This window comes from Neobacillus niacini NBRC 15566 (genome assembly GCF_001591505.1).
Classification (GTDB): domain Bacteria; phylum Bacillota; class Bacilli; order Bacillales; family Cytobacillaceae; genus Neobacillus; species Neobacillus niacini.
In genome coordinates this window covers 345,847-359,546 of the sequence record NZ_BCVA01000001.1, presented here as the reverse complement: position 1 = coordinate 359,546, position 13,700 = coordinate 345,847, and the positions used below count along the sequence as shown (strand labels likewise).

12 protein-coding genes and 1 other annotated feature are annotated in these 13,700 nt (G+C 39.1%); of the genes, 10 read left to right on the top strand and 2 right to left on the bottom strand.

The annotated features are described in order from the left end of the window. Positions 1 to 181 precede the first annotated feature (181 nt). On the bottom strand, positions 182 to 1,453 hold the full coding sequence (locus BANA01_RS01885; protein WP_063251394.1) for a replication-associated recombination protein A: 1,272 nt from the start codon (positions 1,451 to 1,453) through the stop codon (positions 182 to 184). A 151-nt stretch (positions 1,454 to 1,604) separates the two neighbouring features. On the opposite strand from BANA01_RS01885, the gene cymR reads away from it, so the two are divergent. From cymR to recD2, 5 genes are all read left to right on the top strand, one after another. After that, positions 1,605 to 2,024: a cysteine metabolism transcriptional regulator CymR gene (gene cymR / locus BANA01_RS01880; protein ID WP_063251393.1), complete on the top strand. Its 420-nt coding sequence runs from the start codon at positions 1,605 to 1,607 to the stop codon at positions 2,022 to 2,024. Positions 2,025 to 2,068: 44 nt separating this feature from the next. After that, positions 2,069 to 3,211 (top strand): cysteine desulfurase family protein, encoded by a 1,143-nt coding sequence (locus BANA01_RS01875; protein ID WP_063251392.1) that lies wholly within the window; start codon positions 2,069 to 2,071, stop codon positions 3,209 to 3,211. Positions 3,212 to 3,245: 34 nt separating this feature from the next. Next, positions 3,246 to 4,364, top strand: coding sequence for a tRNA 2-thiouridine(34) synthase MnmA (gene mnmA, locus BANA01_RS01870; protein ID WP_063251391.1), 1,119 nt, complete (start codon positions 3,246 to 3,248; stop codon positions 4,362 to 4,364). Between the two features lie 97 nt (positions 4,365 to 4,461). Next, positions 4,462 to 5,115, top strand: a complete 654-nt coding sequence (locus tag BANA01_RS01865; protein ID WP_063251390.1) for a tetratricopeptide repeat protein — start codon at positions 4,462 to 4,464, stop codon at positions 5,113 to 5,115. A gap of 34 nt (positions 5,116 to 5,149) precedes the next feature. Further along, on the top strand, positions 5,150 to 7,561 hold the full coding sequence (gene recD2, locus BANA01_RS01860) for an SF1B family DNA helicase RecD2 (RefSeq protein WP_063251389.1): 2,412 nt from the start codon (positions 5,150 to 5,152) through the stop codon (positions 7,559 to 7,561). Positions 7,562 to 7,654: 93 nt separating this feature from the next. Here the strand turns inward: recD2 and BANA01_RS01855 are convergent, their stop codons facing one another. Then, complete coding sequence (locus tag BANA01_RS01855; protein WP_157411698.1) at positions 7,655 to 8,266, bottom strand: DedA family protein; 612 nt, start codon at positions 8,264 to 8,266, stop codon at positions 7,655 to 7,657. Positions 8,267 to 8,596: 330 nt separating this feature from the next. Here BANA01_RS01855 and BANA01_RS01850 point away from each other — a divergent pair, with 330 nt between their 5' ends. From BANA01_RS01850 to alaS, 5 genes are all read left to right on the top strand, one after another. Then, complete coding sequence (locus BANA01_RS01850) at positions 8,597 to 9,082, top strand: PRC-barrel domain-containing protein (protein ID WP_326160902.1); 486 nt, start codon at positions 8,597 to 8,599, stop codon at positions 9,080 to 9,082. Between the two features lie 12 nt (positions 9,083 to 9,094). Further along, positions 9,095 to 9,286, top strand: coding sequence for a hypothetical protein (locus BANA01_RS01845; protein WP_063251388.1), 192 nt, complete (start codon positions 9,095 to 9,097; stop codon positions 9,284 to 9,286). 77 nt (positions 9,287 to 9,363) lie between these two features. Further along, a complete protein-coding gene (locus BANA01_RS28965) occupies positions 9,364 to 9,498 on the top strand; it encodes a YrzQ family protein (RefSeq protein WP_082799354.1) in 135 nt (44 codons plus the stop codon). A 92-nt stretch (positions 9,499 to 9,590) separates the two neighbouring features. After that, positions 9,591 to 10,670 (top strand): AI-2E family transporter, encoded by a 1,080-nt coding sequence (locus tag BANA01_RS01840; protein WP_063251387.1) that lies wholly within the window; start codon positions 9,591 to 9,593, stop codon positions 10,668 to 10,670. A 61-nt stretch (positions 10,671 to 10,731) separates the two neighbouring features. Next, positions 10,732 to 10,951: a binding site (T-box leader), on the top strand. 85 nt (positions 10,952 to 11,036) lie between these two features. Further along, the gene (gene alaS, locus BANA01_RS01835; protein WP_063251386.1) at positions 11,037 to 13,670 is read left to right on the top strand and encodes an alanine--tRNA ligase; all 2,634 of its coding nucleotides are present in this window, start codon (positions 11,037 to 11,039) and stop codon (positions 13,668 to 13,670) included. Positions 13,671 to 13,700: the final 30 nt, after the last annotated feature.

Here is a 13,700-nt window from a genome sequence, read left to right as displayed (position 1 = left end):
AAAGATTCCGACTATTGTCTCGAAAAACGTGAAAATGAGGTATTTTTCTTTACTTAATCGGAAAATCTCCGCTTCTTTACCCCTAACCGAGCTCTATTCAGCAGTCAAACGGAAAATCTCCGTTTAATTTAACTATCAACATAATCCACGTAAGTAAACCCGTTAGCATCCAATCCAGAGGTTATTTTTTGCGGATAAGTTTTTCATAAACTGCTGCTAGGGCCTGTTCAAATTTACCAGTTTTCTTAGGTTGATAGTATTTCTTGTACTTTAATTTGTTAGGCAGATATTGCTGAGGTACCCAGCCGGATTCATAATCATGAGGATATAAGTATCCAATTCCTCTCCCTAACTCTTGCGCCCCTTTATAGTGAGCATCACGCAAATGATCCGGTATCTCACCAATGTTTCCTTTTTGAATATCGGATATGGCTTCACTGATTGCGATTACCGCAGAGTTGGATTTTGGTGATAAACATAACTCTATAACGGCGTTAGCTAACGGAATTCTTGCTTCAGGAAAACCAATTCTCTCCGAAGTTTCTATAGCAGCTAGTGTACGTGCACCTGCTTGTGGACTGGCTAAACCAACATCTTCATAGGCGATTACGAGTAATCTTCTGCCAATACTTTGAAGATCGCCCGATTCAATTAATCTTCCAAGATAATGCAAGGCTGCATTTACATCACTGCCGCGAATTGATTTTTGAAACGCAGAAAGCACATCATAATGACCATCACCGTCTTTATCCGAGCCATAACTTTTCTTTTGCATACATTCTTCCGCCGTTTTAGTATCGATGTGGATCACTTCTTGCTCATCCTTGTCGGTCGATAGAACAGCAAGTTCGAGTGCATTTAACGAACTGCGGACATCACCATTTGAGGCAGAAGCAAAATGAGTTAATGCCTCTTCGGTAATATCAATCTTTAGCTTTCCGAACCCACGCTCTTCGTCCTTGAGGGCACGTATTAATGCAAGTTTGATTTCATCGGGAGTTAATGGTTTGAGTTCGAATATTTGGCAGCGGCTGCGAATAGCTGGATTAATGGTATGATAGGGGTTACTTGTTGTGGCACCGATTAATGTAATCATGCCATTTTCTAAAAAAGGTAAAAGGAAATCCTGTTTTCCTTTATCGAGTCGATGGACTTCATCTAGCAGCAGAATTACCTTTCCGGACATTTTTGCCTCTGCCGCAACGATTTCCATATCTTTTTTATTGTTTGTAACGGCGTTTAGTGTGCGGAAGGCATATTTTGTACTGCCAGCGATCGCACTTGCAATCGAGGTTTTACCAATTCCTGGCGGTCCATATAAAATCATGGATGTCAGCTGTTTAGCTTTTACCATACGGGCAATAATTTTATCATCTGCCACTAGGTGCTGCTGTCCGACGATATCTTCAATTGTTCTAGGGCGCATTCGAAATGCCAGCGGCTTTTGCTGCATATTTCATCTCTCCAACTAAATATATGATAACCATTTAACTCTACCATTTTCTCGTCGAAAAGCATATTAAAGTACAATATGATATAATTGCTAATGCCTATCACATTACTATGTATTTATAATGAATTAAAAATAATAGAGGTGTAAATAAATGAGGATTTCTACAAAAGGCCGTTACGGGTTAACGATTATGATTGAATTAGCTAAAAATCAAGGGGAAGGGCCAACATCATTAAAAACGATAGCCCAAGCAAACAACTTATCTGAACATTATCTTGAACAGCTTATCGCTCCTTTAAGAAATGCTGGATTAGTAAAAAGTATCCGCGGTGCTTACGGAGGTTACATCCTAGCTGACGCTCCGACAAAAATTACTGCTGGTGATGTCATTCGCGTACTCGAAGGACCGATTACACTAGTAGAAGGAATTGAGGATGAAGAGCCAGCACAGCGGGAGCTTTGGATTCGTATTCGTGACGCGATTAAATCCGTACTCGACCATACAACGTTAGAAGATTTAGCCAGTCATAGCAATGATACAGAAACAGACGGTTATATGTTTTACATTTAATGTTAACAGTAGAATAGAGAATTATTTTGATTGAAGGTGGAACGATGGAAAGAATCTATCTCGACCATGCTGCGACAACTCCCATGCACCCAAGGGTGATTGAAAAAATGATGGAAGTGATGAATAATAATTTTGGTAATCCATCTAGCATTCATTCATTTGGACGGGAAGCAAGGCACTATATTGATTTGGCACGAGAAACGTTGGCTAGGAGCATTGGCGCAAAGGAAAATGAGATTATTTTTACAAGCGGTGGCACGGAAGCAGATAATATGGCATTATTTGGTGCAGCTGAAAGTAGTCAGCATTTAGGGAAGCACATTATTACCACTCAAATAGAACACCATGCCGTATTGCACGCCTGTGAGAGACTAGAGAAAATGGGATATGAGGTCACCTACCTGCCAGTAGATGACAAAGGGGTAATTTCACTTAATGAAATCAGTAGAGCATTAAGGGGCGATACTATATTGGTTTCCATCATGTACGGAAATAATGAAGTGGGAACCATTCAGCCTATAAAGGAAATTGGTGAGCTTCTCCAAACTCATCAGGCATTGTTTCACACAGATGCTGTCCAAGCCTATGGGATCGAAGAAATAAATGTGGAGGAACTGAATGTAGATTTATTATCTGTTTCTGCACACAAAATCAACGGTCCAAAAGGGACTGGATTCCTCTATGTGCGCGACAAGGTTAAATTGACACCTCGTGCCTATGGCGGCGAGCAGGAACGAAAAAGACGAGCCGGTACGGAAAATGTGGCAGCCATTGTTGGATTTCAAGAAGCAGTAAAAATCGCCACCGAAGAACGATTAGTAAAACGGGAAAAGTATCAAGAATTTAAGAAAATATTGGTTGAAAAGCTGGCTGCCCATAATATTGAGTTTTCCATAAACGGATTGCTTGAAAAATCAATGCCCCATGTATTAAACTTAAGCTTTCCAGGAACGAATGTAGAAGCGATGCTGGTAAATCTTGATTTAGCTGGCATAGCTGTTTCAAGTGGTTCTGCCTGCACCGCAGGTTCGATTGAACCTTCACACGTTCTGGTTGCCATGTTTGGTAAAGAATCAGATCGGTTGATCAATTCTATCCGTTTCAGCTTTGGTTTTAACACTACAGAAGACCAAATCATCAAAACAGCTAATGAAACTGCTAGAATTGTTTCTCGTCTGAAAAAATAAATGCATGACATTTTAAATAAAGAGAGGTGAGAATATGGAAAATAGAGAACCAAAAGATATCCGAGTGGTAGTGGGGATGTCAGGAGGTGTTGACTCCTCTGTCGCCGCCTTGCTGTTGAAACAGCAAGGTTATGACGTCATCGGAATCTTCATGAAAAACTGGGACGATACCGACGATACTGGATTTTGTACTGCAACAGAGGATTACAACGATGTCATTCGTGTTTGTAATCAAATCGGCATTCCATATTACGCAGTTAATTTCGAAAAACAATATTGGGACAAGGTATTTACGTACTTCCTTGATGAGTACAAGGCAGGCAGGACACCAAACCCTGATGTTATGTGTAATAAAGAAATTAAATTTAAAGCTTTTCTTGAGCATGCAGTGAACTTAGGTGCGGATTATCTTGCAACCGGTCATTATGCTCAAGTTGAATATCGTGACGGAGAATACAAAATGCTCCGTGGTAAAGATGAAAATAAGGACCAAACTTATTTCTTAAATCAATTAAATCAAGAGCAGCTAAGTAAAGTAATGTTTCCAATCGGTAATCTTGAGAAATCGAGAGTTCGAGAAATTGCTAAAGAAGCAAATCTAGCAACTGCGACGAAAAAAGACAGCACCGGGATTTGTTTTATTGGCGAACGTAACTTTAAAGAGTTCCTTGGACAATACCTTCCAGCTCAGCCAGGAAACATGGAAACAATAGATGGAGAAGTTAAAGGGAAGCATGAAGGCTTAATGTATCATACAATTGGGCAACGTCATGGGTTAGGAATTGGCGGTTCAGGTGAGCCATGGTTTGCGATTGGCAAGGATTTAAAAAGAAATATCCTTTACGTTGGACAAGGCTTCCATAATGAAAAACTATATTCTGACTCAATTATCGCCGATAATGTAAGCTGGGTATCGGTTCGGGAAAAGCCTGCAGAATTTACATGTACGGCAAAATTCCGTTATCGTCAGGAAGATAATAAAGTGACGGTTCAACTTCTGGACGATAATAAAGTCAAAGTGATTTTTGATGAACCAATCCGTGCGGTAACACCTGGACAGGCTGTTGTTTTTTACAACGGTGATGAATGTCTCGGCGGCGGTACCATCGATGAAGTGTATAAAGATGGACAACGTTTAACATATGTTGGATAAAAATAACCCTGATTCCTTAACCGAATCAGGGCTTTTTTCGCTAATCTTTAGGAAATGATTTATGATATACTCACAAGTAGAACGGAGTGATATGAACATGGATAAAAACCAATTAGGTGTTCAATACATGCAAGAAGGCAAGTGGGAAGAGGCGGCGAAGATCTTTAATGAGATTATCGAAGAAACCCCAAACGATCCTATTGCATACATAAATTTTGGTAATGTGCTTTCTGCTGTTGGTGATGATGAAAAGGCATTAAAGTTTTATGAAAAAGCCATTCAATTGGATGAAAATACTGCAGCCGCTTATTATAGTGCTGGTACAATTTATTTCAGCCTCGACCAATTTGATAAGGCTAAAAATATGTTTGAACAAGCAATGCAAAAAGGACTTCATACAAGTGATAATTATTTCATGTTAGGTCTGACTCTTGTGCAAATGGATCAAGGGAAATTTGCACTGCCTTATTTACAAAGAAGTGTGGAACTAAATGAGGAAGATGCGGAAGCACGTTTTCAGTATGGATTATGTCTTGCACAGCTCGAACTCATTGATGAGGCAATTGTTCAATTTGAAAAATGCATTGAATTAGACCAGGAGCATACAGACGCCCTTTATAACTTAGGTGTTTCCTATGCCTTTAAAGAAAAAGCAGATAAAGCATTAGATATGTTTAATAAAGCACTTGAGATTCAACCAGATCATCTTTTAGCAGGACACGCAAAAAAGTTAATTGAATCAGCAAAATAATTCCATTTCAAAAAATAGAAAGGAGGAAGCGCCCGTGGACAAGCAAAGCTCGCTTGATTTATTTGCTGAGCAAGGAAAGTTCGTAAAAGGAAAACACCTTGTTACGATTTTTCATAATGAGCAAAATCTTTACACCGTGTTAAGAATACGTGTCGAAGAAACGAATCATGAATATGAAGACAAAGAAGCCGTAATCACTGGCTATTTTCCAAAAATACATGAGCAGGAAACCTATATTTTCTTTGGTGAATTTAAGGACCATCCGAAGTTTGGCATGCAATTCCAAACAAAGCACTTTCGTAAAGATATTCCTCAAACAAAGCAAGGTGTAGCAGCTTATTTATCAAGTGAAATGTTTAAAGGGATCGGGAAAAAAACAGCAGAAAACATAGTAGAAACATTAGGGGAAAATGCGATTTCAAAGATTTTGAATCAGCCCTCCTTACTTGATTCTGTCCCAAAGCTTCCTCCTGATAAAGCAAAAATGCTCTATGATACCTTGATGGAACACCAGGGTCTTGAGCAAGTAATGGTCGCTTTAAACCAATATGGTTTTGGACCACAGCTTTCAATGAGAATGTATCAAACATATAAAGAGCAAACTCTTGATATTATCCAAAAGAACCCCTATAAACTCGTAGAAGACATTGAGGGGATTGGGTTTGGCCGGGCAGACGAACTTGGTTATCAACTAGGAATATCCGGGAATCACCCAGACCGGATAAAAGCGGCCTGCCTTTATTCACTCGAGAGCGAAAGCATGCAGACAGGGCATGTATATGTTCATGCAGAGGATCTGTTAATACAGGTTAAAAATTTGCTAGAAGAAAATAAACGCGATCAAATTGAATACACCGACATTTCAACAGAAATATTGAAACTTGAAGAAGAGGGGAAAATAATTGGTGAGGAAAAGCGCGTTTATGTGCCTTCTTTGTATTACGCTGAAAAAGGGTTAGTAACGAGTATTAAAAAAATCCTTGAACAAACGGAATATAAGGAGCAATTTCCTGAATCTGAATTTTTACTGGCGCTAGGGAATCTTGAAGAAAGACTAAACGTACAATATGCCCCAACCCAAAGGGAAGCAATACAAACAGCGTTAATGTCTCCAATGCTGATTCTAACAGGAGGTCCTGGAACAGGTAAAACAACTGTTATTAAAGGGATTGTTGAGCTTTATGCAGAATTACATGGCTGCTCACTAGATCCTAAGGATTATCATAAAAAGGGAGAGCCCTTCCCGTTTTTGCTTGCTGCCCCGACAGGAAGAGCGGCAAAAAGGATGAGTGAATCAACCGGACTGCCTGCTGTAACGATTCACCGCTTACTAGGATTAAATGGCACAGAAGGGTATGATCATGACGAGGCTAGTCCTCTTGAGGGGAAAATTCTTATCGTTGATGAGACATCGATGCTCGATATTTGGTTAGCAAATCAATTGTTTAAAGCACTGCCAGATCATATTCAAGTTATTCTCGTCGGTGATGAAGATCAGCTTCCGTCGGTTGGGCCAGGACAAGTGCTAAAAGATTTATTAAGATCAGAGGTTGTCCCCACAGTAAGATTAACGGATATTTATCGACAAGCGGAAGGTTCTTCGATTATTGAATTGGCACATGATATTAAAAAGGGATATTTGCCAGCGAATGTCGCTATGAAACAGCCAGACCGTTCTTTTATTAGATGTTCAACTGCACAAATTCCACAGGTAATCGAAAAGGTTGCCTTAAATGCAAAAAGTAAAGGGTATTCAGCAAAGGATATTCAAGTTTTAGCCCCGATGTACAGAGGTCCCGCCGGGATTGATCGCTTAAATGTATTACTACAAGAAATTTTTAATCCGAACCCTGGCGGATCTCGGAAGGAACTTGCATTTGGTGATGTCAAATACCGTATTGGTGATAAAGTACTTCAGTTAGTAAATCAGCCGGAAAGCAATGTTTTTAACGGAGATATAGGGGAAATCATTTCCATTATCTATGCAAAGGAAAATACAGAAAAACAAGACATGGTGTACATTTCCTTTGAAGGAAATGAGATTGAATATACCAGGCAGGACTTAAACCAAATTACCCATGCTTATTGCTGTTCTGTACATAAGTCTCAGGGAAGTGAATTCCCAATTGTCATACTGCCAATTACGAGAAGCTATTATCGGATGTTACGAAGAAATCTCATTTATACGGCCATTACCAGGAGTAAACAATCGCTAATCCTATGCGGTGAAGAAGACGCACTGCGGATGGGGGTCGAGCGGGCTGATGAACTAAGCCGTCAAACGACTTTATGGCAAAAGCTTCAGGAAATGGTTTCAGTAAAGAAAGCAAATGACGAACGGGAAGACGAACCGGAAGATGAACAGACATTATCTGCTGAAGAAAAATTAATGCAAGTCAATCCAATGATTGGAATGGAATACGTTACACCTTATGATTTTATGTAAGGAATTAATAAAATTTGTGTTAACTGCCGATAAGCTTATCGGCAGTTTTTTTGAACTAGACCTTGATGAGTCGTTTATTCAACCTATTGTAGGTTAAAATTTTCCTACGTTTCTTAATTGCTGCTTTTTTCTCCAATATAGATAAACCATTATCACAATGACAATTACCAACAAAAATAAATACATACTGTATTTTGATACATAAAGCCCAACTTGGTCCCATCTTTCTCCAAGTTTTCTACCTAATGTGATAAAAGTATAACTCCAAAGGATAGCACCAAGGTAAGCATAAACAACGAATTTTCTAAATGAAAACTTATTTAGCGCAGCAACATATGCAGTCAGGTGACGTACGCCTGGAATAAAATAACCGATTAATATAAGTGGAGATCCAATTTTATTAAATAATTTTTGTGTGCTATTGACCTTTTCTTCTGTAATGTTAATTTTTGGACCAAACTTTTTTAATAAAGGTAATCCAAATTTGTAACCAATGTAGTAACTGAGGGAAATTCCTACCACTGAACCCAGTACAGCACATATCAGCGAAATGATATAAGATAATTTGCCGTGGTATACGTTATAGCCAACATAGGTTAAAAGGACTTCATCAGGTATAGGAAGCCCAATAATTCCTACGATTAACATGATAATGAGGCCGAAGTAACCAAAATGCTCGATAAGATAATCAATGTGTTGTTCCACTTCAAAACCTCCTGAAGCATTCCGTTAAAAAAGAGACGGCAATTTCAGATGACATTTAATCAATTGATGCTTACTTTCCTTTGCTTAAATAGCATTATCCAGAAAAATAATAACTTGTTTAATCTTAAATTCATCTACACAAATTATAATTGGGTATTTATAATTATGCAATGTTACGTCTCGCGTCTTAACATCTTTTAGCTGTTTTAAGAATTTAAACTAGTCATTTCCTACATGAGTTGCACAGGAAAGTTTTTTACTTCCGCAATGGAAAACGTTACACCTTATGATTTCATGGTAAATGAGTGAAACTATAAATGTTCACAGGAGGTGGGCACTCTGCGAACATTTGCTTTATTAAAAGGACAGCCAGTGTTTGAATCGAAAACGGGTTCGAAAATTGGTGAAGTAACAGACTTATGTATCACAAATGATGGGGTAGTTAAAGGCCTTATGGTTAAAAAAGGCGTTTTCTTCAAACAAACCTATTTCTTGGACATTCAGGATGTATTATCATTTGGCTGGGATGGGGTCATGATTGAAGTGAATGATTCCCTAGAGAGATTTAAAACAAATCCAGAATATACTCTTTTTCATCAACATTCTCTAAATGGAAAAATGCTTATATCAAAAAGCGGAGAGTCATTGGGATTGTTAGAGGATGTATATTTTCATGAGGAATTGGGCACAATCGTAGGGTACGAAATTACGGATGGTTTCTTTTCGGATATAACGGAAGGGAAACAAGTAATACAATCCGAGAAGCCCCCTGCGATCGGAAAGGATGCCATCATCGTAGACGTTAATCATACGTGAGGTGTTCTTTTCATGTTCAAGTGTCCAAATTGTCAGAGCAAAGATATCGGCAAAATCGGAATAAACCAATATTATTGCTGGAATTGTTATATTGAATTGTCTCTTTCCAAAGGCATAATCAATACCCATCAAGTCGAAGAAGATGGTACACTCAGTTCCTTAGATGACTTGTTTGAAGAAGAAGAGCGTCGTTACACCATTTAAAGTGGAAACACTTAGTTACTGAAGGTAGACAGTTCGAAAGCATGAAGCACTGTCAAACTACAGAAGAGGTGAAACGTATGAATAAAGTAATGACTTCCGTGGTTGCATTTGGAGTTGGAATGGCAGCCTATAATATTGCACAAAGAAACAACATGATGTCTGGCCGTCAAATGAAACGAATGCAAAGAAAAGTAAAACGTGCTTTATTCTAAATATAAATCCCCTTCATAATGAGGGGGATTTTTGCTATATGTATAAATCCGGTATTTGACTCCAAAAATATAGTAGAAGGAGGCATGTATCGGTGGAAATTCGTGTTAAATGGTTTTATCGAATCGGTTTTTTGCTTCTTTTGCTCATCGCTATTTATGTGTTTTTAAGAATTCGCTTTTTCTGGCTGCCTGTCGTTAGAGTGGCTTTTATTATTATTCTCCCATTCTTTATCGGTGGGTTTATCACTTATTTGCTGCATCCTATCGTAGAAAAGCTGCATGAAAAGGGTTTACACCGGGGATTAGCCATTTTTTTAATTTACTTTCTTTTTTTTGGGGGTATTGGCTTTGCTATCTATAAAGGAATTCCTGCTTTTATTTCTCAAGTGCGGGACCTTGCAGAAAGTGCTCCCATTTTAGCTGAGCAATACAGGAGCTGGATTAAGGAACTTCAATCACATACACGTGAGTGGCCAGATGGACTTCAAGAGCAAATAAATGAAGGTATAATAGGCTTTGAAAGAAAGTTAGATTCTCTCCTAACTGTGATAGCTGATTCCTTATTAAACATTTTGAATTTTGCCTTTGCACTAATGATCATCCCTTTTATCGCTTTCTATATGTTAAAAGATTTCACCATCATAAAAAGAGCTGTTTGGTATCTTACACCTAAACAATGGCGGAGAAAAGGAACCCGATTTCTTAGAGACATTGACGAATCACTTGGGAGCTATATTAGGGGTCAGCTGCTCGTTTGTCTGATTATCGGAAGTCTTTCAGCGATTTTGTTTTGGATTTTCCATTTGAAATATCCTTTGCTGCTGGGTATGATTATCGGGGTAACCAATGTGATTCCCTATTTTGGTCCAATTATAGGAGCTGTCCCTGCCGTATTTATTGCTGCTACAAGCTCGGTTAACCTAGTGATTATTACAATTGCAATCGTATTTGGATTGCAATTTTTAGAAGGAAATATCCTATCTCCCTATATTGTTGGAAAAAGTCTGCATATGCACCCATTAATGATTATGTTAGCTTTAACGGCAGGAGGGGAAGTAGGAGGTATCATCGGAATGATTGTAGCTGTCCCTGTTCTGGTTGTCCTTAAAGTCAGTATTCTTCACGCTAAAAATCACTTCGTTCGTGAAAAAGTGAAGGAACCTGTCCCATAAACGAGAACTAGATTGACAAACGTTTTTGGTGTCGCTATAATCCGTTTATAGAATAGTTTGGATTAACATGTTGAAGGACCCTAAGTATGTTGTAGTCCATCTCTAAGAGAGGAGCTTCCTTGGCTGCGAGAAGCTCTAGATGAAGGATAACAGAAAGCTAGTCTGGAGTGCAGCTAACCACTGCCGTTGTTGCCGCGTTAAGGCATTATTTGAGAGATGAACACTCGTTATTTTTGTGTTCATAATCAGGGTGGTACCGCGAGTTAGCTCTCGTCCCTGTTCCGGTGAAGTTCCGCAAAAAGAAACTTCACCATGGGATGAGGGCTTTTTTGTGTTCTTTTTTAACCTTAAGGGAGGGTAATTAATATGAAATACTTGACTGGTTCAGAAATTCGCAAAATGTATTTAGACTTTTTTCAGGAGAAAGGGCATGCTGTTGAACCAAGTGCGTCGCTTGTTCCTCATGACGATCCATCATTATTGTGGATTAATAGTGGCGTTGCTACATTAAAAAAATACTTCGATGGACGTGTAATCCCTGAGAATCCTAGGATTACAAATGCACAAAAGTCTATTCGTACAAACGATATTGAAAATGTCGGTAAAACAGCGCGCCATCACACTTTTTTCGAGATGCTTGGAAACTTTTCCATTGGTGAGTATTTCAAAGAAGAAGCGATCGAATGGGCTTGGGAATTTTTAACCGATAAAAAATGGATTGGCTGGGACCCAGAACTGCTTTCGGTTACGATTCACCCTGAGGATCATGAAGCATTTGATCTTTGGAATAAAAAAATCGGTATCCCAGAGGAACGAATTATTCGCCTTGAAGGGAACTTCTGGGATATTGGTGAAGGACCAAGTGGACCTAATACGGAAATCTTCTATGACCGAGGGCCAGAATATGGTGATGACCCGACAGATCCAGAATTATATCCCGGCGGTGAAAATGAACGTTATCTAGAGGTTTGGAATCTTGTATTTTCACAATTTAATCATAATCCTGATAATACCTATACACCACTGCCAAAGAAGAACATTGATACTGGAATGGGCCTTGAAAGAATGGCTTCCGTCGTTCAAAACGTACCAACTAACTTTGATACAGATTTGTTTATCCCGATTATCAGAGCGACTGAGGAAATTTCTAGTGTGAAATATGGCCAGGAAAAAGAAAAGGATACAGCATTTAAAGTAATTGCTGATCATATTCGTACAGTGGCATTCGCAGTTGGGGATGGAGCACTGCCATCCAATGAAGGACGCGGATACGTATTGCGCCGTTTACTGCGCCGTGCGGTTCGTTATGCAAAACAAATAAATATCAACCGACCATTTATGTATGAACTAGTTCCTGTGGTAGGAGAAATCATGCATGATTTTTATCCAGAGGTAAAAGACAAGACGGAGTTTATTCAGAAGGTCATTAAAAATGAAGAAGAACGTTTCCACGAAACATTACACGAAGGTTTATCCATACTAGGTAATGTCATCAAGAAAGAGAAGGAAAAAGGAAGCGATACGATCTCAGGAAGCGATGTTTTCCGCCTATATGATACCTATGGTTTCCCTGTTGAGTTAACAGAGGAATATGCAGAAGAAGAGGGAATGAAGATTGATCACGCTGGTTTTGAAACGGAAATGGAATTACAGCGCGAGCGTGCTCGTTCTGCACGTCAGGATGTTGGCAGTATGCAAGTTCAAGGCGGTGTATTAGGCGACATTGTAGTCGAAAGTCAATTTGTTGGCTATGACCAGCTTGAAACGGTCTCCACAGTGGTTGCAATTGTTAAAAATGGAGAATTGGTTGACGAAGCATTCAGTGGTGACGAGGTACAGATAATTCTTGATGTTACACCTTTTTATGCGGAGAGCGGCGGGCAAATTGCAGATCGTGGCTTAATTTTTGCAGAAGGTGTTAGCGTAAGCGTAAAAGATGTACAAAAGGCACCAAATGGTCAAAATCTTCATCAAGCAGTAGTGGATTCAGGAATTCTAAAGACAAATGCAAAAGTAACTGCAACTGTTCAACAAGATAATCGAGTTCAGATTATAAAAAATCATACTGCTACTCACTTGCTTCACCAAGCATTAAAAGATGTATTGGGGACGCATGTAAACCAGGCAGGTTCACTAGTAGAACCAGATCGTCTCCGTTTTGATTTCTCTCATTTTGGTCAAGTTAAACCGGAGGAATTAGAAGAAATCGAAAAAATCGTTAACGAAAAAATTTGGAAGAATATCGAAGTTGATATTAGCTTAAAACCAATTGCTGAGGCAAAATCAATGGGTGCAATGGCACTTTTTGGTGAAAAATATGGAGATATTGTCCGTGTCGTTAAAGTAGGGGATTATAGCTTAGAGCTATGCGGCGGCTGTCATGTTCCGAATACATCTGTTATTGGGCTATTTAAAATTGTTTCCGAGGGCGGTATTGGTGCAGGTACAAGGAGAATAGAAGCTGTTACCGGAGAATCAGCCTATCAACTGATGAATGACCAGGTTGCGTTATTGAAGGACGCAGCAGACAAATTAAAAACCAATCCGAAAGAGGTAGTGAACCGAATAGAGGTCTTAATGACTGAAATCAAACAACTTCAACGGGAAAACGAGTCACTTTCAGCTAAGTTAGGTAATATAGAGGCTGGAAACCTTGTATCAAAAGCGAAGCAAATTGATGGTGTAACGGTATTAGCTGCAAAAGTTCAAGCTTCTGATATGAATAATTTACGAAATATGGCTGATGATTTGAAACAAAAAATTGGATCGGCTGTAATTCTGTTAGGCAGTGTAAATGAAGGAAAAGTAAATTTAATCGCAGCTGTAACAAAAGACCTAATTGACAAAGGATACCATGCCGGCAAATTAATCAAAGAAGTCGCAACAAGATGCGGTGGAGGAGGCGGAGGCCGCCCGGATATGGCTCAGGCTGGCGGTAAAGATCCTGAAAAACTAGACTCTGCCCTGCAATTCGTAGAAGAATGGGTAAAATCAATTTGATAACTAGACAAAGTAGTGTAAAATGGTGGT